This window comes from Tenacibaculum sp., assembly GCF_050290165.1.
GTDB lineage: Bacteria > Bacteroidota > Bacteroidia > Flavobacteriales > Flavobacteriaceae > Polaribacter.
This window is the reverse complement of the sequence record NZ_JBNKHD010000004.1, coordinates 45,855-70,151: the sequence shown is the minus strand read 5'-3', so window position 1 is coordinate 70,151 and position 24,297 is coordinate 45,855. Positions and strand designations below refer to the sequence as shown.

The following is a 24,297-nucleotide window of genomic DNA, read 5'->3' as shown; positions in this document are numbered from 1 at the left end:
TTGAATTATATCTTAAGATGGCTCTTCTCCATCTAATAAAGGTGTTGTTTGTGGAACAAAATCTTGTCCGTGTACATACTCACCATTTTCATCTGTTTTACTGTAATCGTAAGCCCATCTGTGAACTTCTGGAATAGCTCCAGGCCAGTTACCGTGAATATGCTCTACTGGGGTAGTCCATTCCATAGTATTTGCATTCCAAGGGTTTTGAGATGCTTTTTGACCTCTGTAAATAGAGATAAAGAAGTTTGCAATGAATATTAACTGAGCAGCTCCTCCAATAATAGCCATTACCGTCATAAACACGTTAATATCAGCTAAATCATCAAACATTGGGAAGTTTGTGTTTGTATAGTAACGACGTGGTAAACCAGCTAACCCTATAAAGTGCATTGGGAAGAATACTCCATAAGCAGTAATAATAGTTAACCAGAAGTGCCAATATCCTAATGTTTTGTTCATCATTCTACCGTACATTTTAGGGAACCAGTGATAAACACCAGCAAACATTCCTAATAAGGCAGATACACCCATTACTAAGTGGAAGTGCGCTACAACAAAGTACGTATCGTGTACATTAATATCTAATGCAGAGTCTCCTAAAACTAATCCTGTTAAACCTCCAGTTACGAATGTAGATACTAATCCGATAGAGAATAACATTGCTGGGTTTAATTGTAAGTTACCTTTCCATAACGTAGTTACATAGTTAAATGCTTTTACTGCTGATGGAATTGCAATTAATACCGTAGTAAATGTAAATACAGAACCTAAGAATGGGTTCATTCCTGATACGAACATGTGGTGACCCCATACAATTGTTGATAAGAACGCAATTGCCATGATAGATCCAACCATTGCACGGTATCCGAAAATTGGCTTACGAGCATTCGTAGAAATTACTTCTGAACTAATTCCTAATGCTGGTAATAAGATAATATATACCTCTGGGTGACCTAAGAACCAGAATAAGTGTTCAAATAATACTGGTGATCCTCCTTGGTAGTGTAATACTTCTCCTGAAATAAAAATATCTGACAAGTAGAAAGACGTACCAAAACTTCTATCAAAAATTAATAATAATGCTGCAGATAATAATACTGGGAATGAAATTACACCAATAATAGCTGTAATGAAGAATGCCCACATTGTTAATGGCAATCTTGTCATTTTCATTCCTTTAGTACGTAAGTTTAAAATGGTAACAATATAGTTTAATGATCCCATTAATGAAGATGCAATGAATATCGCCATTGATACTAACCATAATGTCATACCTGTTCCTGAACCAGGAATCGCTTGTGGTAACGCAGATAATGGAGGATAAATTGTCCATCCTGCAGATGCTGGTCCTGCTTCAACAAATAATGAAATAACCATGATTATTGATGATAGGAAGAATAACCAGTATGATACCATGTTTAAGAATCCTGAAGCCATATCACGGGCTCCAATTTGTAACGGAATTAATAAGTTTGAGAATGTACCACTTAATCCTGCCGTTAATACAAAGAATACCATGATTGTACCGTGAATTGTAACTAATGCCAAGTACATATCTGGGTTCATAATTCCATCTGTTTGATGGCTTCCTAAAAACGCTTCAACAATTGAAAACGATGTATCTGGCCATGCAATTTGTAAACGGAATAACATAGACATAAAACCTCCTATGATACCCATAAATATACCTGTAACTAGGTACTGTTTAGAGATCATTTTATGATCTTGACTAAAGATGTATTTAGTTACAAATGTTTCTTTGTGATGATGATCTGACATAATCTATATTTTATATGCTTTAAAAAATATCTTATTTAATAACTTGAGCTAATGTTTTTTGTTCTGACATCCATTTGTTGTACTCAGCTTCTTCTACAACAGTAATTTTCATTTGCATGTTATAGTGAGATGCCCCACAAATTTTGTTACATAATAACAAATAATTAAACTCGTAAGGATCTTCTCCTTTTACGCTTCTAATTTTGTTGATTCCTTCAACTTTAGCTTTAACTTCGGCATTCTCACGCATTTCTGCAGTAGTATACTTAGGTGTATACGCAAATTGTGTAACCATACCTGGAACACAGTTCATTTGTGCTCTAAAGTGAGGCATATAAGCCGAGTGTAACACGTCTTGTGAACGGAACTTGAATAATACTTTTTTACCTTTTGGTAAATATAACTCAGTTACTTGTTTATCATCTTGTGCACTTGGGTCTGACATGTCAACTCCCATAGTGTTGATTCCTTTGATGTAGTTTACGTTACCTAACCCTAATTGGTTGTCTTCTCCTGCGTAACGCGCATCCCAACGGAACTGTTGAGCATACACCTCAATAACGATTGGATCTTCTTCACTACCAACATACATAACGTTGTTCCAAGCCCATAAACCGTATCCGATTAACAATACAATTGTTACCGCAGGAATTGTTGTCCAAATTAATTCTAATTTGTGGCTATCAGCATAAAACAATGCTTTGTTATTCTTGTTTCCTCTATACTTATAGGTAAAGAAGAAAATTAAGAATTGCATTGCAAACTGAACAATTCCAATTAACCAGAATGTGATTGTAAATAAATTATCATCATGTTCTCCTTCGATAGAAGCAGATTCTGGTAACATAATTACGTTCATGGCTATTAAGCAGTAAATCATCATTGCATAAAGGAAAACTAAAAATCCTAATGCTAATTTACCTTGTGTTTCGTTGTCTTTATCTGTGGCAATTACAGAACGTAAATTCATGATACGAGTAATTTGCCAAAAACTTACTCCAATTGCAACTGCTATGAAAATATAAAATAAAGCGAGCATATTATCTAAACTATTTGTTTATTAATTCTTTTTATTAATGATGATTACTATCTTCTCCTCTATGTTCGATATTATAGTAATGGTAGGTTTCACTCTCATGTAAGAATGGGTTACCTTTTGCTACTGAGCTTGCCTTAGCAAATGCAGTAAATGTCGCATAAATGAACAATCCGATAAAGAATAACAATCCACTTGCTTCTCCAATTCCGAATCCCCATTGAGCACCTACAGTTCCTGGCATTACCATGATGAATAAATCAACATAGTGACCTATTAAGATAACAACACCTCCAATAATTACTAACCAAGGAATACTCTTGAAATCGCTATTGACTAATAATAAGATTGGGAATACAAAGTTTAACACTACCATTCCTAAGAAAGGTACTTTATATTCGTTGAAACGTAATAAGAAATAGGTAGTTTCTTCTGGCATATCTGCATACCATATTAACATGAATTGAGCGAACCATAAGTATGTCCAGAATACAGAGAAACCAAACATAAACTTCGCTAAATCGTGAATATGACTATCGTTAACTAATGGTAAAGCTCCTTTTGAACGTAAGTATATAGTTACCATAGCAATTACTGTTAAAGCTGATACTAAGAAAGTAGCTAATACATACCATCCAAATAATGTAGAGAACCAGTGTGGGTCGATTCCCATAATCCAATCCCAAGATGCCATACTTTCAGTAATCATAAAGAATAGAATAAAGATAACAGACATATTGTAGTTTTTCTTGTGCAGACCTAAATCTCCATTCTCTTGAGCTAATGATCCTTTTCTAATTAAAAAACGGTAAGCATTCCAACCTGCTAAATAGATAATACCTCTAATTAACCATCCTGGAGTATTTAAAAACCATTTTTTTCCATCAATAATAGCATCGTAGTTAGGACTTGCAGGATCTACAACTCCTTCTGCCATCCATGGAAATAAGTGGTTACCGTGCATAAAAGTAATCACTAAAAATGCTAACATAATAGCACTTACAAAGTAAATGTTGTTAGTAATAGCTTCCATTACTCTAAATAACACTACTGACCAACCAGCTTGTGCTACTCTTTGTGAAGCGTAAAATGCTAATACTAATAATGTAATTCCTAACGAGAATAATAAAGCTACATAAAATGCAGACCAAGGTCTGTTTTGCATTTGGTGTAAAGCGTGTTCTGCATGGGCATCACCATGGTCTTCACCGTGATGTGCTTGTGCAACTTCTGCATGCTCTTCATTTGTTGTTTCGTGTGCTTCTTCAGCAGCAGCCTCTTCGTGCTTATTCTCTTCTGTATGAACAGCTGTTGTATCTTGTGCATGTTCTGCAACTTCTTCAGCATGCTCTTGCTCATTAGCATGGTTTTCTTCAACATGTGCTGCAGTACTATCTTGAGCTACTTCGTGCTCTTCTGTAGTTACAGTTTCTACATGTTCTTCAACTTTAGCCTCTTCAGCATGAGTTTCTTCTGCTGCATGCGTAGCTGTTGCAGCTTCATGACCTCCATGATGAGCATCTTGTTTTGCTAAAATTTCTTTTGCTTCTTCTATTGTTTTAGGTGCCGACATAAAATTATAGGCAGTACCTAAAGCCCCTAAGATCATAAGAGCAATAGCAAGCATTTTTAATTTTCCTGAAAACTGGTACATATCTTAACTATCTATTATAGACTTATTTTAATTCGCTTCTTAATTTTTCTACGTATTGTACAACTTGCCAACGCTCATTGTATCTTAACTGAGAGGCATGAGATCCCATTAAGTTTTTACCATACATAATTACATGATAAATAGTTCCTTCATTGATATCTCTGTCTTTGTAATTTGGAATACCGTTGAATTTATCTCTCTGAGATAAAACTCCGTTACCATCACCTTTTGTCCCATGACAAGCAGCACAGTAAATTCCAAATAACTCCTTACCTTTTTCTAAATTAGCTTCAGTTGCTGGTAATGGATTTTTTAACTCAGCCTTTGCTTTTTCGTATCCTTCATTAGTATCAGGAATATCATAAGCTACCACACCATTTCTACTTACTGTACCAGCTACTGGTAATTTGTTTACCATTTCTTTGTTGATTCCTTCAACTCCGTTAGCATCGTAAGGTACAGACACGTACATATCTGGCATATATTGTACCTGTGGTTTACGTTTATTGTTACAAGAAGCTAAACTTGCAACTACTGCTAAAGCGATAATTATTTTAAAACTCTTCATATCTCTTTATTAGTGCGTTTCTACTACGTTAATTTCTACAGCTCCTGTTGTTTCTAACAACGCTTTTAACTCCTCTTCATTTCCGTGTACAGGAATTTCCATTAAGAAGTGATCATCTGTCGTTCTTGGATCTGGGTTTTCAGCATCTTTAAATGGCCATAACTTACTTCTCATATAAAAAGTAATTACCATTAAGTGCGCTGCAAAAAACACTGTTAATTCGAATAAGATAGGCACGAATGCAGGCATATTAACTCCCCAAGAGAAATTTGGTTTACCTCCAATGTCTTGTGGCCAATCAGCAATCATTGTATACCAAGTTAACCAAATTGCTACTGATAAACCTGTAATACCATATAAGAAAGACGTAATGGCTATACGTGTTGGTGCTAATCCCATTGCTTTGTCTAGTCCGTGAACTGGAAATGGACAAAATATTTCTTCGATATGATGATGTTCTGCTTTTACTTTCTTAACGGCATCCATTAAGATATCATCATCATTATATAATGCGTGAATTACTTTATTAGTGCTCATCGTTTTCGTCTCTTAATTTTTTAAAATTCTCTCCTGAAGATTTCAAGATTGTTTTAACCTCTGCTTGTGCTATTACTGGGAAAGTTCTTGCATATAATAAGAATAATACAAAGAAGAATCCTATAGTTCCAACGAAGATACCTACATCTACATACGTAGGCTCAAAACGCCACCATGTTGATGGTAATTGACCTTTACTTAATACAATTGCGATAATATCGAAACGCTCGAACCACATACCAATGTTAATTACAATTGAAATGATAAAAGACCAAATGAAGCTTCTTCTTATTTTCTTAATCCACAATAATTGAGGAGTGAAAATGTTACAGATTAATAATGACCAGAATGCCCATCCGTAAGCTCCTGCTTCAGCTCCAAACGATAAGTAAGTGTAATTTTCGTAAGGTGATCCTGTATACCATGCGATGAAAAATTCAGTTGCATAAGCTACAGCTACAATACCACCTGTTAAGATAATTACGATGTTCATATACTCTACGTGTAAACGTGTAATATATGCTTCCATATTTGTAACCTTACGCATAATACCTAATAAGGTTTGTACCATTGCGAATCCTGAGAAGATCGCTCCAGCAACGAAATATGGAGGGAATATTGTTGAGTGCCATCCTGGGTTGATAGAAGTAGCGAAGTCCATCGATACGATTGTGTGTACAGAAAGTACTAATGGAGTAGCTAAACCTGCTAATACTAACGACACTTCTTCAAAACGTTGCCAGTCTTTAGCTCTACCAGACCATCCGAAAGATAATAAAGCGTAAATTTTCTTTTGGAAAGGCTTTACTGCTCTATCACGAATCATTGCAAAATCAGGTAATAAACCAGTCCACCAGAATACTAATGATACCGATAAATACGTAGAAATTGCGAATACATCCCATAATAATGGCGAGTTAAAGTTAACCCATAATGATCCGAATTGGTTAGGAATTGGTAATACCCAGTATCCGTTCCATGGACGACCCATGTGGATAATTGGGAACAATCCTGCTTGGAATACCGCAAAAATTGTCATCGCTTCAGCAGAACGGTTAATTGCCATTCTCCATTTTTGACGGAATAATAATAGTACTGCAGAAATAAGAGTTCCTGCGTGACCAATACCAACCCACCATACGAAGTTGGTAATATCCCATGCCCAACCGATGTTTTTACTTAAACCCCATACACCGATTCCTGTTCCTACGGTGTAAAAGATACATCCAAATCCCCATAACATTGCTGCTAAAGAGATATAGAATGCTATATACCAATTTTTGTTTGCTTTACCTTCGATAGGCTTGGCAATGTCTTCAGTGATATCATGATAACTTTTGTTACCTAACACTAAAGGCTCTCTATAAGATGATTCGTAATGAGACGACATAAATCTATATACTTATTAATTTTACTATTAAGCTTCGTTTGTATTTCTTACTTTCACTTGGTATACTACATTTGGTTTTGTACCAATATAGTCTAACACGTGGAAAGCTCTTCTATCTTCTTTTAATGCTGCTACTGTATCTTCAGAGTTATTTACATCTCCAAACACCATTGCTCCTGTAGAACATGCTGCAGAACAAGCTGTTTCAAACTCGTCTTTTCTAACAGCTCTACCTTCTTTCTTAGCTTTTAAGATAGTAGCTTGTGTCATTTGGATACACATAGAACATTTTTCCATAACTCCACGAGAACGAACAACTACGTCTGGATTTAATACCATTTTACCGTATTCGTTATTCATATTGAAGTCAAACTCGTTGTTTTCAGCGTAGTTAAACCAGTTGAAACGACGAACTCTATATGGACAGTTGTTTGCACAGTAACGAGTACCTACACAACGGTTGTAAGCCATTTGGTTTTGACCTTGACGTCCGTGAGATGTTGCAGCTACAGGACATACTGTTTCACATGGTGCGTGGTTACAGTGTTGACACATCATTGGTTGGAAAGCCACTTGTGGGTTTTCAGCCGGATTTTCTAATGCATCAAATAAATCTCCTTTGCTTAGTTTTAAAACTTTCTCTGTATAACGTCTTTCGATGTCTTTCTCAGCAATTTTAGGATTCTCAGCTTTAAACTGCTCCATAGTCATTACAACATTCTCGTCAAATTGCTTATCTTCAACAGTAGAAGAATAGTAACGATCGATACGTAACCAGTGCATATCTCTACCTACACGTACTTCGTGTTTACCAACAACAGGAACGTTGTTTTCAGCGTGACATGCTACTACACAAGCTCCACATCCTGTACAAGATGTTAAGTCGATAGATAAATTAAAGTGATGTCCTAAACTTCTATCATGATCATCCCATAAATCAATCTTACTACCTTCTTTTTCTTGATGATCGTAAGAAACCATGTATGGTTTGTTCCAAGTATGTTTAGGATCTAAATGTTTATCGTTTATTTCTTTTAACGTAGCCTCTCTTAAAATGTCATTACGACCAGCTAGTGTACTTTGTACCTGAATACAAGCAAACTTATGCCATCCAGAAGCTTTTTCAATAGAAACGTTATACTGAATATTGTTTCCGTTTTGGTAGAATGGATAAGCATTTACCCCTACTTGCATTTCTGCTTTTAAGTTTTGCTTTCTACCATATCCTAATGCTAAACCAATTGATCCTTTAGCTTGACCTGGTTGAATGATTACTGGAATGTTATTAATTGTTACTCCATTAACCGTTACATTAGCATAATTTCCATCAATAGCTCCATTATCTTGTACTGGATTTTCAAAACCTAACTCTTTAGCATCTGACATAGACACTGTTAAGTAGTTATCCCAAGAAGCACGAGTAATAGGATCTGGGAATTCTTGTAACCAAGGGTTATTTGCTTGCTTACCGTCTCCTAAACCTGTTGATGAATATAAATTTAATTCGAATTTTGAAGAATTACTTGCTGCTCTTACTAATTGAACTGCTGCTGCGTTTACATCAGCTGTCGATTCAAAAGTAGTTTCTCCCGCAACAACTTCAGCTTTAAAGAATCCATCATGTAATGCTTGATTCCATGAAGTTCCTCCTAACACATTAGTACTCCAAAACTCTTTTAAAGTATCATAGTAATTTACAGTACTACCTGTCCACTTTAATAACACATCTTGTAACTGACGTGTATTGAATAATGGTTGAATAGTAGGCTGCATTAAACCATACATACCTTCTTTTACCATAACATCTCCCCAACTTTCTAAGTTGTGAGGTGCAGGTAACGTATATTGTGTAGCATTAGCTGTAGCGTCATCTTGAATAGAAATAGCTACAGATAATTTTAAATTCTTAACTCCTTCTGCTAAATCAGCTGCATTTGCTAAACTGTATAAAGGATTTACATTATAAGTAATTAAACCTTTTACTTTTCCAGCTTTAACATCTGCTACTAATTGAGCAACTTCAGTATCGTTACCTTGACGTTTTAAGTTCAATGCTTGGGTATCGATTACTTCACTATTTAATGCTTTGTTGATTGCTAATGCAATTAACTGAGCATTTTTATCATTTAATCCAGTAACAACAACTCCTTTTGAACCAGCTTTTTTAAGATCGTTTGCTAAAGTTTTAACTTCAGCATCAAACTTAGTTGCTTTCGTAGGAAGTGAACTACCAGTTATTGCATTATATAAATTGATTAAAGCAAAAACTTGCTCAGATGGTTTAGCAACAATTCTTTTGTCGGCATTTGCACCTGCTAAAGACATGTTACTTTCAATCTGAACATGGTAAGACATTTTACCAGTTTCTACTCTACGACCTTCAGCATACGATTTTTCGTATCCACCTTGCCAATCTCCTAAGAAATCTGCTCCAATAGATGCGATAACTTCAGCTTTGCTAAAATCGTAGTTTGGTAAAGCTCTTTTACCATACATAGCTTCAAAAGCATCAGCTGCACCACTTTCTGAAATAGCATCGTAAATTACATGCTTAACATTTGGATACGCTGCTACAAAATCAGCTATTACTTTTTCAGTAGAAGGACTCGCTAGGGTACCTGTTAATAATACTACCGCTTCGTTAGCATCTTTTAACTCGTTTAACTTAGCTACGATTTCTTTATCAGCATCAGCCCAAGAAATTTGAGTTTCTCCTTTTCTTGGTTCTTTTAAACGTAATTTTTCATCATATAATGATAAAACTGATGCTTGAGTACGTGCACTTGTTACTCCACCTGCCTCTTTATTTGGCATGATTTGAATTGGACGTCCCTCGCGTGTTTTAACTAATACGTTTGCGAAATCAAAACCATCTGCAATTGTAGTTGCGTACCAATCAGCAACACCTACTACGATATCATTTGGTTGCACTACATAAGGAATTGATTTTCTTACTGGACCTTCACAAGCAGCTAAAGAAGCAGCGGCAGTGGTAAATCCAACATATTTCAAGAAATCTCTACGTGAAGTAGATGATGTTTCTAAAGTTTCTTTGTCACCTAAAAACTCATCTGTAGGAATCTCTTGTACAAACTCATTATTACGTAGCGTTTCAACAATAGAACTACCTTTTAGTTCTTCAACACTTTGCCAGTATTTTTTGTTTGAAGCCATTTATATACGTGTTTTTCTACTTTCTAATTGATTAATAGTGGCACTTACCACACTCTTTTCCTCCTAATTGCGCAATAGTTACTTGCTCAACACCATACTTCTTCGCTAATTCTTCGTGAATTTTAGCGTAGTATTCATTACCCTTTAAGTCAACTTTTGTTGCCTTATGACAGTCAATACACCATCCCATTGTTAATGGAGAGTATTGATATACTTCTTCCATTTCCTCAACAGGGCCATGACATTTTTGACAAGCCACACCTGCAACTGTTACGTGTTGTGAGTGGTTAAAATATGCGAAGTCTGGTAAATTATGTACTCTCACCCATTTTACAGGCTTTGTATTACCAGTATATGCTAATTTTTCAGTATCCCATCCTGCAGCTTCGTAAATTTTAGCAATCTCCTTATCTAAGTCTGCTTTTACTAGAGTATGGTCATCCATTACTACTTTAGTATCATCAGCTACTTCTGAAATGTTTTTATGACAGTTCATACAAACATTTACTGAAGGAATTCCAGATGTTTTACTATGTTTTGCAGACGAGTGACAGTATTGACAATCAATCTTGTTATCACCTGCGTGAATTTTATGTGAAAAAGCAATTGGCTGAATTGGCTGATACCCTTGATCAACACCAACTTTAAACAATGTTCCAAACAAGAAGTAAGCCGCAACTAAAGCCACAAAAATCACTGTTAACACATGTAAGAATGTGTTTTTCTTGATCCCTTCCCACAACTCTGCTGTTTGCCCCATTAAACCTGGAGTTTTTGGCGCACCTTTTAATTCACTAATAGTTTTTAATAAACTACCGATAATTAAAAATGCTACTACTATAGCTGCTGCTAAAATGTACAACACCCATTTAGGAGCACTATCTTTACTACTACCTTCTGTAGCAACCGCAGCACCTGCATCAGCAGCACTCTTTACCTCTCCTACAGTTGTATAATAAAGAATATCATCAATATTTTGATCTGACAACTGAGGGAAAGCCGTCATATTAGAACCGTTATACTCTTCAAAAATCGCAATCGCATCTTTGTCTCCAGAAGCTCTAAACTCAGCATTGTTCTTAATCCAAGACTTTAACCAGTCGTTAGCTCTTCTATCTTCAACTCCACCAAGAGCTGGCCCTACAAGTTTTTTATCTAACTTGTGACAAGAAGCACAAAGAGATTTGAATAATTTTTTTCCTTCTTTTTGGCGTGCTTCGTCAATATCTTGCGAAAACGCCGAAAAACTTACTAAGAAAACTAAAAGGAAAGCTAGACTCTGTACGAGTGTTCTGGTTAATCTGCTGTGATGTTTCACACTTTTCATACTATAAAATATAAGTTTTGTATCTATTTTGGTACAATTGTTTCTATTACACTATTCAAAAAACAGTATACAGAAAGTTGCACAAAAGTACTACTTCTGTCTAAATTGTGAAATGTTAAGAGATTGCTAATTTATAATTTATATTTATTCTAAATAACAACCCTTAACAATCTATTAACTGACAAGTCGTTACTTTTGTAAAAAGATTAAACAAAATGAAAAAAAGCAGTTTATTTATTACTTTTTTAATTGTCTTTGCTACAGGTATTTGCAGTTTAAATGCACAGACAAATTACACTAATAATAAAGATATCATCTCTTTATTAGAGAAGAAGCGAGAATACAACAAAAATAATGGTACCGGATATAGAATTCAGCTATATAACGGACTTGAAAGAACAGCTAAAAGTTTACGTAATAGGTTTCAAATTGAGTACCCTGGTGTTTATACTAAATTGACCTATAAAGCACCTGAATGGAAAATACAGGTAGGGAATTATAAAACACGTTTACTTGCAGATAGAGCCTTAAATGAAATTCGCGAAAAATTCTCAGGTGCTATCGTTGTTCCTATGTAAAAAACACCATATATATCATAAAAAAAAGAGCAATCAGTGATTGCTCTTTTTTTTATTTATAACTAGAATACTTATTCTTAGTAAGCTCTAGCATCACTTCCTTCATAAAAATTAATAAAGGCTTGATTTACCACTCTATGACCTCCATCGGTCGGATAATCTCCTGTAAAATACCAATCTCCTAAGTTATCTGGACATGCTTTGTGTAATTCACTTACTGGCTGGAAGATTACATCTACTTCAGCTTTGATTTCTTCTGTTTTTAACATCTGAGCAATCTTAGCTGAGATCTCTTCATCAGTAAACGGAGCATAAACTTCTTTTACATAGTTCACCACATCTTTATCTTCACTATGTTCTTGCTGCTTACACTTTTGATACACTTCATCAATAATATGATACTGATCCGTCTCTTTTAACAATTCTAAAGCAGCTTTAAACGCGATAAAGTCATTAATCTTTGCCATATCAATACCATAACAATCAGGGTAGCGTATTTGAGGCGCAGATGAAACCACTACAATCTTCTTTGGATTCAATCGATCTAAAATCTTGATGATACTCTTCTTCAACGTAGTTCCTCTTACAATACTATCATCAATAATTACCAAATTATCAGTTGGCTTTACTACTCCATAAGTAACATCATACACGTGTGCTACTAAATCATCACGACTGCTATCGTCCGTAATAAAGGTACGTAGCTTCGCATCTTTAATGGCTATTTTTTCGAAACGAGGTCTTGTTGAAAGAATTTCAATTACCTTTTCTTTTGATAATTTTCCTTCACCTGCTAAAATAGCATCTGTCTTTTGCTGATTTAACACATCTTCCGCAGCCTCCATCATTCCGAAGAAAGAAGTTTCTGCTGTGTTTGGAATGTATGAAAAAACAGAATTTTCTATATCGTTATTAATAGACTTAAGTACTTCAGGGAATACATACTTCCCTAAGTTTTTACGCTCTTTGTAAATTGAAGCATCACTTCCTCTTGAAAAATAGATACGCTCAAACGAACACGCCTTTTTAAGTCTTTGCTCTAAAATTGGAGACATCGTTGTTTGACCATTTTTCTTAATAATTAATGCATGACCTCTCTCAATCTCTTTTATTGAATCAATATCTACATTAAACACTGTTTGAATTACTGGACGCTCGGAAGCTACCACTACCACTTCTTCATCTTCGTAAAAGAAAGCTGGACGAATAGCAGATGGATCTCTCAATACAAATGCATCTCCATGCCCTAATAATCCTGCCATTGCATAACCACCATCCCAGTTCTTAGCTGAACGTTTTAAAATACGTTGAATATCTAAATGTTCTTCAATATATGGTGACGCATCCTTTTTATTGAAGCCTTCTTCTTTAGCCTTTAAGTACAAATCTGAAACTTCTGATGCTAAAAAATGACCAATTTTTTCCATCACTGTCACTGTATCAGTAGACTCTTTTGGATGTTGCCCTAACTCAATTAAATCATTTAATAATTGTTTAGAGTTTGTCATGTTAAAGTTACCTGCTACAATTAAGCTTTGGTGCTTCCAGTTACTTTGACGTAAAAAAGGGTGTACATTTTCAATAGAGTTTCCCCCAAAGGTACCATAACGAACGTGCCCTAAGAATAAGTTACCTAAATATGGCACATTTTTTTCTTGCCATTCAACATCATCGACTTTATCTGGGTTCTCTTCAAAAACACCGTTGATTCTTTTATTAATCTTTCCAAATATATCTTGAATCGGTTGCGATTCGTTAGATCGAACTCTACTAATATATCTAGTTCCTGGCTCTACATTAAATTTAATACTTGCTAATCCAGCACCATCTTGTCCTCTGTTGTGCTGTTTTTCCATTAACAAATACATTTTGTTTACACCATAAAACGCGGTACCGTATTTATCTTTATAATATTGTAATGGCTTTTTTAAACGAACCATTGCAATTCCGCATTCATGTTTAATAGCGTCACTCATTTAATCTCAAGTATTTAGTTGTGTTCTCGTTTTGTGTGTTGTATAAAAAAATCCGCAGCAAAAAGCGCGGATTTATAGTTTATGATAGTTCAATATCAAATTGTGTTAATTCTTTAAAAGCTTGCAAACGCGTTTGCACCTCTTGGTTTGATAACTCCTCCATTCGCTGTGTTCCAAATTTTTCTACACAGAACGATGCTAAGTTTGATCCGTAAATAATCGCATTCTTCATATTCTCAAAAGAGATATCTTCGGTCTTCGCTAAATATCCACAGAAACCTCCTGCAAAAGTATCACCTGCTCCTGTTGGATCAAATACCTCTGCTAATGGTAATGCTGGTGCAAAGAACATATTTCCTTCATTAAATAATAAGGCTCCGTGTTCTCCCTTTTTGATTACCACATATTTTGGTCCCATTTCATGAATTTTCTTCGCAGCATTTACCAACGAATACTCTCCACTTAACTGACGAGCTTCTTCATCATTAATAGTAATTACATCTATACGTTTTAACACTTCATGTAAATCGTTTAATGCGATATCCATCCAAAAGTTCATAGTATCTAACACTACTAGCTTTGGTCGTTCATTCATTTGATCTAAAACAGATGCTTGTGTTAACGGGTGTAAATTCCCTAACATTACAACTGGCGCATCTTTAAACGATTCTGGAACTACTGGCTGAAAGTGTTCTAATACATTTAATTCAGTAACTAAAGTATCACGAGAATTCATATCATTATGATATTTTCCACTCCAAAAGAAAGTTTTACCTTCTTTTACTACCTCAATCCCGTCTGTATTGATTCCTCTTTCGTTCATCATATCTAAATATGATTGCGGAAAATCTCCACCAACAACAGAAACTACTCCAGTTTGTACCCCAAATTGTGAAGCTGCCAATCCTACAAAAGTTCCTGAACCTCCTAAAATTTTATCTGTTTTTCCAAAAGGGGTTTCGATTGCATCAAATGCTACGGTTCCTACTGCTAATAATTTACTCATAACTCTAGTTAATCTTCTTGTATTTTGAAGAAATATTTTACTTCATTTAGTCTTAATAAAATGCTAAGACTTAAAATTTTACTAATTCTACTGATTAAGGCTTAAACTATCATGTCAACTGCCTTTTTTATCGTAATTTTGCCTTTTTAAACAAAAAAGGTCTTTTTGACTTTGCAAAAATAGTTTTAAAAAATGACTATCAAAGAAATACAAGAAGAAATTATTGATGAGTTTTCAATGTTTGAGGACTGGATGGAGCGTTATGAGTACATCATTGAACTAGGAAAATCGTTACCACTGATAGACGAAACATACAAATTGGATGAAAATTTAATAAAAGGGTGTCAATCTAAAGTATGGTTACACTCTGAATTAGACGGAGAAGTTATCAACTTTACTGCTGACAGTGATGCCATTTTAACCAAGGGAATTGTGGCGCTATTATTGAGGGTATTTTCTAACCAAACACCAAAAGCTATTTTAGATGCTGATACTGAATTTATAGATGAAATAGGATTAAAAGAACATTTGAGTCCTACGCGTGCTAACGGATTAGTATCAATGGTAAAACAAATAAAAATGTATGCGATTGCACAGCAATCGAAATTAGCGAATTAAAGAAAGTATGAGCTTGACTGAAGATAAATTAGAAGAATTAGGAGATAAAATCGTACGTGTATTAAAAACAATATATGATCCTGAAATTCCAGTTGATATTTACGAACTAGGATTGATTTATGACGTGTTTATTTCAGAAGAAAACGATGCCAAAATATTAATGACATTGACTTCTCCTAACTGTCCTGTTGCAGAAACTTTGCCTGTTGAAGTAGAAGAAAAAATAAAAACTTTAGAGGAAATTAATAACTGCGAAGTTGAAATTACTTTTGATCCTACTTGGACACAAGACATGATGAGTGAAGAAGCCAAGTTAGAATTAGGTATGTTATAATTAGGCCTTAGCCAAAATTAAACCCTTAAAAGCTATAAATTGATGGCAGAGGAAATCATTAACAGAATTGCAAATAGTAATCTTACAACTATAGATCTTGAAGATTTTTATCCTAAAGGCAATCGTATTGTATTTGATATTAAAGACTGGTTATTTGAAGGGTTAATTCTTCGCGAAAAAGATTTCAGAGAATCTGTGAAAAATCACGATTGGTTTCAATATCAAGATAGTTATGTCGCTTTAACCTGTTCTACAGATGCTATTATTCCTTCTTGGGCCTATTTGTTATTAACTGTAGAGCTAACACCTTTTGCTAAAAAGGTAGTTGTAGGTGACTTAACATTACTAGAAACAGCTATTTATCAAGACATTATAAATCATATAAACATATCTGATTACCAAGATAAACCTGTGATTATTAAAGGTTGTGCTAACAAGCCTATCCCCCCATCAGCATATACATTATTAATTGAAAAAATAAAACCCGCAGCTAAAACCATTATGTTTGGTGAAGCCTGTTCAACTGTCCCCCTGTATAAAAGAAAAAAGTAACCCGATTTATAAACTCCTCAATTCAACTATTAATGAAAAAGTTGTTTTTAACTCTGTTTGTATTTTATTCTTTCACAGTAGTTTGTCAAGAAACTCAAAAGGATAGTATTTCTACATTAAAATTAACCAACGTACCAATCAAAACAAATTTTGCCTCTGTTGTTTTTAACGATAGCATCTCTGCTAAACCTATAAAAAAAGCAGCTATCCCAAAAAAATGGACGGTAACAGGTAAGTATACTTTTCTTTTTAATCAATCATCATTTTCCAACTGGGCTGCTGGAGGAAATAATACTGTAGCTGGAAATATGGGATTAGTATATGATTTCAACTACAAGAAAAATAAGTGGAATTGGGACAATAAAATAATTACAGCTTATGGTTTAAGTTACGTAGAGGGACAAGGTTATAGAAAAACTGATGATCAATTCGAGTACAACTCATTACTTGGTTTAAAAACCTCTAAATTATGGTATTTCTCTTTTTTCAGTAACTTTAAAACACAATATGCTAGAGGTTACGACTATAAACAAGATCCTATAATTTCAGTATCTGATTTCTTTTCTCCTGCTTATTGGAGTTTTGGTCCCGGTATGTTGTGGAAGCGAAATGATGATGCTAAGATAAACATTGCACCGGCAACAGCTCGTTATACCTTTGTTTCTGATGAGTTTTCAGGAAAATATGGAGTTGAAGAAAACAGGAATACAAAATTTGGATTAGGGTTTAACCTTTCTGCTTATTTTAAAAAAGAAGTTATGAAAGACGTAACTATGGAAAATATTGTTGCTTTATACTCTGATTATATTAAAGACCCTCAAAATGTAGATATTGATTATCAGTTAAATTTCTTTGTCAAAATCAACAAAAATCTGTCTACAAATCTTGGGTTGCGTGCCATGGTAGATGATGATGCCTCTAGCAACTTACAATTTAAAGAAGTCTTTGGGTTGGGTTTAAATTATATTTTTCATAAAACGTGACTTTTATCCAAGAATATTGTCTAACACCTATGTAAGGCGTATTTTCGCGCCCTCAAAAAAATAAATTAAAAATTACTACAATGAAAAAATTACTAACAATCATTATATTTTTAGGAGCAGTAACAGTAAGTGCACAAGACGACAAAAAAGAAGAACCAAAAGAAGGATGGAAAAGAAGTGGTAATATCACTTTCTTATTTAACCAATCGGCTTTTAATAACTGGTTAGCAGGTGGAACTAATAATGTTTCTGGTACCCTAGGACTTAACTACGATTTTAACTACACAAAAGGTGATTGGACTTGGGATAACAAAATAATTGCTTCTTATGGTTTAACAAAACTAAAAGGAGAAGACATGAAGAAGACCGATGATCGTTTAGAATTTAATTCTTTAGCTGGGAAGAAAGCCAGTGGGTACTGGTATTATTCAGCATTTTTTAACTTTAAATCTCAGATGTCATCAACATATACTGAAGATGGTACTCAAACATCACACTTCTTTTCTCCTGCATACTTTCAATTTGGACCTGGTATGTTATGGAAAAAACACGATAACTTAAAAGTAAATATTGCTCCTGCAACCTCAAAACTAATTGTAGTTCATGACCATTTAACTGAAGCTGGAGAAGCTTTTGGTGTGGCTCAAGGAGAGACTACCCGTTACGAAATAGGGGCTGCTTTAAATGCGTATTATAAGTTAGAAGTTATGAAAAACGTATCATTTGAAAATATTTTAAATTTATACAGTAACTATTTAGAAGATTTTCAAAATGTAGATATTGATTACACTATTAATGTAGTAATGAAGGTTAACAAATACTTATCAGCAAATCTTTCTGTACAAACTATTTATGATGACAATGCTTATGAAGGATTTCAAACAAGAGAAGTATTTGGACTGGGAATTAATTACGGCTTTTAGAAAAACACAATATACTTAACCAAAACCTCAAGAATACTATTCTTGAGGTTTTCTTTTTTATGTATTTTAGCCTAAAAAATTTAACAAATGTCTTTATTAATAGTATACGCAACCCTTTCAATATTTTTCTCTTTTTTATGCTCTATTTTAGAAGCTGTTTTATTGAGTATAACACCCACTTTTTTAAATGTTAAAAAGAAAGAAGAAAAAGCTTACGCAAATCAGCTTGAAGCCTTAAAAAAAGATGTTGACAAGCCTTTAATTGCTATTTTAACGGTTAATACAATTGCACATACTGTAGGGGCTATTTTAGTGGGTGCGCAAGCAAAAAAAATATTTAGTGATGAAGGCAATGGAGTTTTCATTGTTTCAGCAATAATGACTATTTTAATTTTAGTTGCTTCAGAAATTATTCCTAAAACAATTGGTGCTACTTATTGGAAATCTTTAGCTGGCTTTACTACCAAAGCACTCAATATCCTTATCTTTTTTTGCAAATACACTGGTATTATTTGGACTCTTCAGTTATTTACCAAACTATTTGGTAAAGGAGCTCATGGTGAAAGTGTTTTAAGCAGAGAAGATTTTTCTGCCATGACCGATATTGCAGAACAAGAAGGCGTTTTTCATGAGAGTGAAAGTAAGGTAATCCGAAATATGTTGAACTTTAAACAAGTACAAGCAAAACATATTATGACTCCTAGAACGGTACTTAAAACGGCAGACGAAAACCAAACTATTGAATCTTTTTTCAACGAAAATAGACCTTTACGTTTTTCTAGAATTCCAGTTTATGCTGATAACTCTGATAATATAACAGGCTATATTTTAAAAGACCAACTATTACTTTCTTTGGTTGACAACAAAGGAAACGAGCCTTTAAAAAGTATTAAAAGAGAGATTATTATTGCTAGCAGAGAGTTATCTATTCCTAATTTATTTGAAAAGTTAATAGCGCAGAGAGAACATTTAGCTTTAGTTGTTGATGAATATGGAGCAGTAAGTGGATTGGTTACTCAAGAAGACGTTATAGAAACTCTTTTAGGCTTCGAAATTATGGATGAGAGTGATAATGTAGCCAACTTACAAAACTTAGCTAGAAAGAGTTGGGAACAACGTGCTAAGCGCCTTGGAATAATTGATGATACTGAAAACGAATAAGAACTTCTTAATTATATACAAAAAAAAGAGGTGTGAATTAAATTCACACCTCTTTTTTGTTATTAAAATAACTAATAATTAGTCATTAATTGTCCAAGAAATATAATACATAGAACCAATCAACCCTGATCCTGGTGCAACCATATATTCTTTCCCTGTTAAGTTAGTTCCTCCAATTTTAAATCTTGAGTTTATAGCAGGAACTCTATAGTTCATTTGTGCATCTAACACAGTTCGTGCATCTACCGTTGCATCTAAGAAACTTGATTGCCATAAGAACTCATTTTGCCATCTAAGATTTACGTTGAACCCAAAGTTGTTGAATAAATTTTGGTTTCCAAACATAAATTTTACCTGATGTTCAGGAGTATTAAACCCTGATTTGAAAGTTGGATCTGTACTTTGATCAAAAACTAATTTTGTATATGTATAGTTTGCACCAAAATTGAATGTTTTAAACACTTTTGTATTTAATCCTATTCCAATACCATACGAATCAACAGCTGCCTTTGTATTTGTATTTAATACAAACTCTGTATAATCACCATTAGCAAAAGCTGTTTGTGCTTCAGCATTTGGAGTTCCATCAGATGCTACATCACCATAGTTAGGTGTAAAAACGTTTTTAAACGCTACGAAGTTTTTGTACTGGTTGTAATAACCATTTATATCTAACTCTAATAAGCTTTTACTATTCAAATCAATAATACTTCTGTACCCAACTTCATAAGAAGTAACTTGTTCTGGCTTTATAGGATCAACATCTACCTTTACAAGATTCGATAAGCTTTCAAATGATTTTCCAAAAGCATCACTTCCTGTAATTTCATCAGTACTACCATCTTCATTTCGTACTGTAGTAGAAAAACGACCTATATTCTCATTTGAAGTACCTAAGATATATTTTTTTGGCCCTGAACGTAGCCCGAAATACTGTTCTGTGATACTAGGGTTTCTAAATCCTGTTTGATATGAAGCTCTTAATATGTGGTTTTTAGTTTGTCCCAAAGAGTAGTTTACCGCTAACCTTGGAGAGAAATTCCCTTCAAAGTTTTTAGATTTATCGTAACGAACAGATCCTGTAAGCTTTAATCTGTCATCTAACAATTTCTTTTGAATTTGAGAGTATGCACCTACCATATCGAAAGTAATACCACTGTTTTCATCAGTAAACAAGGTTCCGTTAGAGTTAATATCATACTTACGATAAGAACCTCCTACCTGAATTTCTCCCCAACGAATAATATCTCTAAAGTTGTAGTTTGCATCTGCATGGTAAAAAGACGTTTGATCTTTAATTGCAGCTCCACCTTTATTAATTGGAGTGTTGATTACCTCTTCTAACGCATTTTTAAATTCAGCCGTTCCTGGTACAAATCTATTTCTGTTAGCATAATCTCTTGCTTGTTGATCACTTCCTGTTGTAGAAAAAACGGTTGCATATTCTCCAAACCAATTTTTAGATGGATTGTACTTTTCATTTAAAGCAATAGCCGCAAATCGTAAATCGTGGCTTTGCCCTGAATCGTTTCCTGTATAATATCCTCTTACGAAAAAGTTTTTCCCTAAAAACTCTAATTTATACTGCTCAATAAAATATCCTTTTTGTGAAAATCTATTAGTTCCTTGATACATATTATCTCCTCTAGAGTAACGAGTATTCAATACAATTTCTAGCGCATCATTTGCCCATGGCCTAACATGTATAGAACCATCAAATTTTAAGTTATAACTATTATAATTTGTTAAATCTTTTTCATCATAACCTGTTCTACTAACATCCATTAAAGGTAAAGCTGCATTTATATCATTTAAATTATAAAAAACTTCATCACCATATACATTCACACCATCATAGTCTGTATTAGTCTTTCTATCACCCTCGATAATTGTTCCTCCAATACCAGTTGTATTACTAGTATCATCTGCATGCCATTCTTCAGCTTCAAAATAAGTCAAGTTAACTTTTCCAGCAACATAGTTATTAAACTTATATGCCATACGGATTCCTACATCGTAAAAAGCATTATTCCCTGCTGCTTCTTGCGACATAACTCCTCCTTTAATATAAGTACTTATACCCGCATGATCAAATGGATTTTTACTTCTCATTAATAAAATACCGTTGAAGGCGTTCGCCCCATAAAGAGCAGAAGAAGCTCCTGGAAGAATTTCAACATTCTTAACATCTAAATCAGAAAGTCCAACAAGGTTTCCTGCTGAGAAGTTTAATGCTGGGATTGAGGTTTCTACTCCATCTACTAACTGCACAAAACGAGTGTTATCAAACGTAGAGAAACCACGAGCATTGATAGATTTGAAACCATAGTTCGCCTCACGCGACTCAATTCCTTTTAAGTTTACCAATCCATCGTAAAACGAAGGAGAAGTATTTCTTTTAATATCTATTTCTCCCATTCTTTCAATAGTTACTGGAGATTCAATAACTCTTTCAGGAGATCTTGAAGCTGAAATTACAACTTCATCTAACGCAACATTTTCTTTTAGAATAACATTTATTTCTTGATCTTTTGAAGTTACTTCAATAGTTTCTGTTTTGTATCCAAAAGCAGAAACTTGAATTTCAAAAGGGAAATTTTGCTTTACTGTTAACGTAAAGTTTCCATCAAAATTAGAGGTTGCTCTAGCATCACCCGAAACAACAACTGCATTTGAAAAAGGTTCTAAATATTCGTCATAAACCTTTCCGTTTATTGTAGTTTGCCCATAAAAAGACACGCTACATGCTATAAAAAGTATAGACAGTAGTTTTTTAAACATAGTGTTTAATTTTAATTAATTATTGGTATTAAGTTATTTGTGATTTATTTACTCGTCTAAAGCAAACATGATTGGGAATCCGTATTTAACAGAGGTACGATTACCACTTTTTTCAGCAGGAATGAACTGTGGTAATTGAGAAACCACTCTTACTGCTTCATTATTTAATAATTCTCCGTTTTTAGGCCCTAAAGTTTTAATATTTTTTACTTGTCCATTTTTATCAATAATAAATCGAACCCAAACTTCTCCTTGGATTGATTCTTTTACTGCTTGACTTGGGTACCTAAAATATTTTTGAATATGTTTTACCATTTCAATATTAAAACAGTCTAACCTGTCTTTTTCATCAGCATCTTTACATGCAGAAAACAACGGTATATTATCGACAGTGCTAAATTTTTCAGCTTGACGTACTTCTTCTGCAGATAATTTATTTTTAAGATTTTCTAAATTATTCTTTGCTGCTAAAGACTCCTCTGAAGGTGAAGGATTATCCAACACTAAAGATTCAGCTATTGCTGTCTCATTACTTGTGCTTTCTATCTTAGCGGTTCCTGCTAAATCTGCAACTTCTGAAACGGCTTTCTTTTGTGGAGTTTCTCTTTTCTTTAAGTATCTTCTATTTGCAGATACTTTTACAGAGATTTGGCGTGTTCTTTTATTGTTTTTATCTTTAGGAGCAATAGTACATTTGGTGATACTATTTAAATCTAAAGAACTTTCTGGAGTCTCACATACTTCACGTTGTGATAAAGCTGTAGTAACGTAAAAACAAACTAACGTTATAAAAAAAATAATTTTTCTCATACCTTAAGGGGGGGTTTAACATTATACCTATCAAACTTTTAACAGTTGATATTGAAGGGGCTAATGAACGCGCAAAGGTATTCTTTTTTTATAAAAAAACTAATTTTTTGTAAACTATTCTGTTATAGTATTTAAGGTAAAATCCATAGGAAAACTATACAACACATTTGTAGCTTTTCCTTCTTGCTTTCCTGGTATAAAATTGGGTAATAATGAAACTATTCTCTCTGCTTCTTGCTTTAAAATTTCATGAACTCCTTCACCTTCAGTTTTAATACTGGTTACTTTTCCTGTAGCATCAATAATAAAGCTAACTCTTACATTTCCTTCAATTCCTTTTTCAAGGGCTTTCTCTGGGTAAGTAAACGTATTAACTATGTGCTTTTTCATTTCATAATTAAAACAATCTTCTTTATTAATTGAAGCACTAGCACAAGATGAAAACAATGGAATTTCATCAACTACATCAAATGGTACTCCATTCTCAATTAATTTAGGTTCTGTTTTTATAACTATAGGAGACAAATTACTCAGATAACATGATTTTAAATCATTAACTACCTTTAATCTTGAAATGTCTTGTGCTTTTAAACCAGTAGCTAAACTAACCACTCTTTCAAAATACACTCGTCTTTTTAAGTATCTTCTGCTAGATATGGTAGCTACAGTAATAATCGATGATTCTTTAGCTTCATTAAGATTATCATTTGTTTTCTTAACAAGACATTTATCAACTGAATTTATATCAGCCAATTCGTTATTTTTAGATGTACAAACTTCTTGCGTCATAGCCAATTGAATACTACAACTTAACATCAAGAATAATAGTATTTTCCTCATCACAATCTATTTAAAATAATACAGGGGGAACTCAAAAAACTTGAGCATACATTTCAAGTAACTGTAAGGTTTGTTCCTAATAATTAATTGAATAAGATCAGCCTAGTTAATAGACTTTATAAATTGATTGTTCTAAAAAAAATCTCGAAGATTCTACTTGTGAAGATTTATATTTTTTCATTTACAGGGGGATAAAATGGTTAAAAATACTAGTTTAAAATGTTTGCTTATAACCGTATAATACCTTATAAGCGAAGGTAAATATAA

Annotated in this window: 20 protein-coding genes; 7 read left to right on the top strand and 13 right to left on the bottom strand. The window is 33.8% G+C overall.

Annotated elements, in window-relative coordinates:
• Positions 1-12 precede the first annotated feature (12 nt).
• Genes ACQY6M_RS05450 through ACQY6M_RS05415 form a run of 8 tightly spaced genes read right to left on the bottom strand, consistent with a single transcriptional unit; the run spans position 13 to position 11,468 of the window.
• A complete protein-coding gene (locus tag ACQY6M_RS05450) occupies positions 13-1,782 on the bottom strand; it encodes a cytochrome c oxidase subunit I (protein ID WP_428741416.1) in 1,770 nt (589 codons plus the stop codon).
• Between the two features lie 31 nt (positions 1,783-1,813).
• On the bottom strand, positions 1,814-2,821 hold the full coding sequence (locus ACQY6M_RS05445; protein ID WP_428741417.1) for a cytochrome c oxidase subunit II: 1,008 nt from the start codon (positions 2,819-2,821) through the stop codon (positions 1,814-1,816).
• A 34-nt stretch (positions 2,822-2,855) separates the two neighbouring features.
• Complete coding sequence (locus tag ACQY6M_RS05440; protein ID WP_428741418.1) at positions 2,856-4,472, bottom strand: quinol:cytochrome C oxidoreductase; 1,617 nt, start codon at positions 4,470-4,472, stop codon at positions 2,856-2,858.
• Between the two features lie 22 nt (positions 4,473-4,494).
• Positions 4,495-5,040, bottom strand: coding sequence for a c-type cytochrome (locus ACQY6M_RS05435; RefSeq protein ID WP_428744926.1), 546 nt, complete (start codon positions 5,038-5,040; stop codon positions 4,495-4,497).
• A gap of 9 nt (positions 5,041-5,049) precedes the next feature.
• The gene (locus tag ACQY6M_RS05430) at positions 5,050-5,577 is read right to left on the bottom strand and encodes a DUF3341 domain-containing protein (protein ID WP_428741420.1); all 528 of its coding nucleotides are present in this window, start codon (positions 5,575-5,577) and stop codon (positions 5,050-5,052) included.
• A complete protein-coding gene (nrfD, locus tag ACQY6M_RS05425; protein ID WP_428741421.1) occupies positions 5,567-6,967 on the bottom strand; it encodes an NrfD/PsrC family molybdoenzyme membrane anchor subunit in 1,401 nt (466 codons plus the stop codon). The genes ACQY6M_RS05430 and nrfD overlap by 11 nt, the downstream gene beginning before the upstream one ends.
• A gap of 27 nt (positions 6,968-6,994) precedes the next feature.
• The gene (locus tag ACQY6M_RS05420) at positions 6,995-10,141 is read right to left on the bottom strand and encodes a TAT-variant-translocated molybdopterin oxidoreductase (protein ID WP_428741422.1); all 3,147 of its coding nucleotides are present in this window, start codon (positions 10,139-10,141) and stop codon (positions 6,995-6,997) included.
• Positions 10,142-10,172: 31 nt separating this feature from the next.
• Positions 10,173-11,468 carry a c-type cytochrome gene (locus ACQY6M_RS05415; RefSeq protein WP_428741423.1) on the bottom strand — a complete coding sequence of 432 codons (1,296 nt, stop codon included), beginning with the start codon at positions 11,466-11,468 and terminating at the stop codon, positions 10,173-10,175.
• A gap of 215 nt (positions 11,469-11,683) precedes the next feature.
• Here ACQY6M_RS05415 and ACQY6M_RS05410 point away from each other — a divergent pair, with 215 nt between their 5' ends.
• Entirely contained in the window at positions 11,684-12,046 is a 363-nt protein-coding gene (locus ACQY6M_RS05410; protein WP_428741424.1) for an SPOR domain-containing protein, read from the top strand.
• 77 nt (positions 12,047-12,123) lie between these two features.
• Here the strand turns inward: ACQY6M_RS05410 and ACQY6M_RS05405 are convergent, their stop codons facing one another.
• Both ACQY6M_RS05405 and ACQY6M_RS05400 read right to left on the bottom strand, forming a co-directional pair.
• Positions 12,124-14,022, bottom strand: coding sequence for an amidophosphoribosyltransferase (locus ACQY6M_RS05405; RefSeq protein WP_428741425.1), 1,899 nt, complete (start codon positions 14,020-14,022; stop codon positions 12,124-12,126).
• A gap of 79 nt (positions 14,023-14,101) precedes the next feature.
• A complete protein-coding gene (locus tag ACQY6M_RS05400) occupies positions 14,102-15,028 on the bottom strand; it encodes a PfkB family carbohydrate kinase (RefSeq protein WP_428741426.1) in 927 nt (308 codons plus the stop codon).
• A 192-nt stretch (positions 15,029-15,220) separates the two neighbouring features.
• On the opposite strand from ACQY6M_RS05400, the gene ACQY6M_RS05395 reads away from it, so the two are divergent.
• The 6 genes from ACQY6M_RS05395 to ACQY6M_RS05370 all read left to right on the top strand — a co-directional run bounded on the left by ACQY6M_RS05395 (position 15,221) and on the right by ACQY6M_RS05370 (position 19,599).
• On the top strand, positions 15,221-15,646 hold the full coding sequence (locus ACQY6M_RS05395; protein ID WP_428741427.1) for a SufE family protein: 426 nt from the start codon (positions 15,221-15,223) through the stop codon (positions 15,644-15,646).
• 7 nt (positions 15,647-15,653) lie between these two features.
• Positions 15,654-15,980 (top strand): DUF59 domain-containing protein, encoded by a 327-nt coding sequence (locus ACQY6M_RS05390; protein WP_428741428.1) that lies wholly within the window; start codon positions 15,654-15,656, stop codon positions 15,978-15,980.
• Between the two features lie 42 nt (positions 15,981-16,022).
• Positions 16,023-16,532 carry a DUF2480 family protein gene (locus ACQY6M_RS05385; protein WP_428741429.1) on the top strand — a complete coding sequence of 170 codons (510 nt, stop codon included), beginning with the start codon at positions 16,023-16,025 and terminating at the stop codon, positions 16,530-16,532.
• Positions 16,533-16,564: 32 nt separating this feature from the next.
• Positions 16,565-17,515, top strand: a complete 951-nt coding sequence (locus ACQY6M_RS05380) for a DUF3078 domain-containing protein (protein ID WP_428741430.1) — start codon at positions 16,565-16,567, stop codon at positions 17,513-17,515.
• 80 nt (positions 17,516-17,595) lie between these two features.
• Positions 17,596-18,438 carry a DUF3078 domain-containing protein gene (locus tag ACQY6M_RS05375; RefSeq protein WP_428741431.1) on the top strand — a complete coding sequence of 281 codons (843 nt, stop codon included), beginning with the start codon at positions 17,596-17,598 and terminating at the stop codon, positions 18,436-18,438.
• Between the two features lie 87 nt (positions 18,439-18,525).
• Entirely contained in the window at positions 18,526-19,599 is a 1,074-nt protein-coding gene (locus ACQY6M_RS05370; protein ID WP_428741432.1) for a CNNM domain-containing protein, read from the top strand.
• Between the two features lie 78 nt (positions 19,600-19,677).
• Here the strand turns inward: ACQY6M_RS05370 and ACQY6M_RS05365 are convergent, their stop codons facing one another.
• From ACQY6M_RS05365 to ACQY6M_RS05355, 3 genes are all read right to left on the bottom strand, one after another.
• Positions 19,678-22,380 (bottom strand): TonB-dependent receptor, encoded by a 2,703-nt coding sequence (locus ACQY6M_RS05365; protein ID WP_428741433.1) that lies wholly within the window; start codon positions 22,378-22,380, stop codon positions 19,678-19,680.
• 48 nt (positions 22,381-22,428) lie between these two features.
• Positions 22,429-23,190, bottom strand: a complete 762-nt coding sequence (locus tag ACQY6M_RS05360) for an energy transducer TonB (protein WP_428741434.1) — start codon at positions 23,188-23,190, stop codon at positions 22,429-22,431.
• Between the two features lie 114 nt (positions 23,191-23,304).
• Complete coding sequence (locus ACQY6M_RS05355; protein ID WP_428741435.1) at positions 23,305-24,030, bottom strand: energy transducer TonB; 726 nt, start codon at positions 24,028-24,030, stop codon at positions 23,305-23,307.
• Positions 24,031-24,297 lie beyond the last annotated feature (267 nt).

Coding starts and splice junctions, on each gene's coding strand:
- ACQY6M_RS05435 (WP_428744926.1), bottom strand. CDS start 5,040: ATGAAGAGTTTTAAAATAATTATCGCTTTAGCAGTAGTTGCAAGTTTA.
- ACQY6M_RS05405 (WP_428741425.1), bottom strand. CDS start 14,022: ATGAGTGACGCTATTAAACATGAATGCGGAATTGCAATGGTTCGTTTA.
- ACQY6M_RS05360 (WP_428741434.1), bottom strand. CDS start 23,190: ATGAGAAAAATTATTTTTTTTATAACGTTAGTTTGTTTTTACGTTACT.
- ACQY6M_RS05420 (WP_428741422.1), bottom strand. CDS start 10,141: ATGGCTTCAAACAAAAAATACTGGCAAAGTGTTGAAGAACTAAAAGGT.
- ACQY6M_RS05395 (WP_428741427.1), top strand. CDS start 15,221: ATGACTATCAAAGAAATACAAGAAGAAATTATTGATGAGTTTTCAATG.
- ACQY6M_RS05380 (WP_428741430.1), top strand. CDS start 16,565: ATGAAAAAGTTGTTTTTAACTCTGTTTGTATTTTATTCTTTCACAGTA.
- ACQY6M_RS05385 (WP_428741429.1), top strand. CDS start 16,023: ATGGCAGAGGAAATCATTAACAGAATTGCAAATAGTAATCTTACAACT.
- ACQY6M_RS05430 (WP_428741420.1), bottom strand. CDS start 5,577: ATGAGCACTAATAAAGTAATTCACGCATTATATAATGATGATGATATC.
- ACQY6M_RS05390 (WP_428741428.1), top strand. CDS start 15,654: ATGAGCTTGACTGAAGATAAATTAGAAGAATTAGGAGATAAAATCGTA.
- ACQY6M_RS05415 (WP_428741423.1), bottom strand. CDS start 11,468: ATGAAAAGTGTGAAACATCACAGCAGATTAACCAGAACACTCGTACAG.
- ACQY6M_RS05375 (WP_428741431.1), top strand. CDS start 17,596: ATGAAAAAATTACTAACAATCATTATATTTTTAGGAGCAGTAACAGTA.
- ACQY6M_RS05355 (WP_428741435.1), bottom strand. CDS start 24,030: ATGAGGAAAATACTATTATTCTTGATGTTAAGTTGTAGTATTCAATTG.
- ACQY6M_RS05445 (WP_428741417.1), bottom strand. CDS start 2,821: ATGCTCGCTTTATTTTATATTTTCATAGCAGTTGCAATTGGAGTAAGT.
- ACQY6M_RS05370 (WP_428741432.1), top strand. CDS start 18,526: ATGTCTTTATTAATAGTATACGCAACCCTTTCAATATTTTTCTCTTTT.
- ACQY6M_RS05365 (WP_428741433.1), bottom strand. CDS start 22,380: ATGTTTAAAAAACTACTGTCTATACTTTTTATAGCATGTAGCGTGTCT.
- ACQY6M_RS05450 (WP_428741416.1), bottom strand. CDS start 1,782: ATGTCAGATCATCATCACAAAGAAACATTTGTAACTAAATACATCTTT.
- nrfD (WP_428741421.1), bottom strand. CDS start 6,967: ATGTCGTCTCATTACGAATCATCTTATAGAGAGCCTTTAGTGTTAGGT.
- ACQY6M_RS05400 (WP_428741426.1), bottom strand. CDS start 15,028: ATGAGTAAATTATTAGCAGTAGGAACCGTAGCATTTGATGCAATCGAA.
- ACQY6M_RS05440 (WP_428741418.1), bottom strand. CDS start 4,472: ATGTACCAGTTTTCAGGAAAATTAAAAATGCTTGCTATTGCTCTTATG.
- ACQY6M_RS05410 (WP_428741424.1), top strand. CDS start 11,684: ATGAAAAAAAGCAGTTTATTTATTACTTTTTTAATTGTCTTTGCTACA.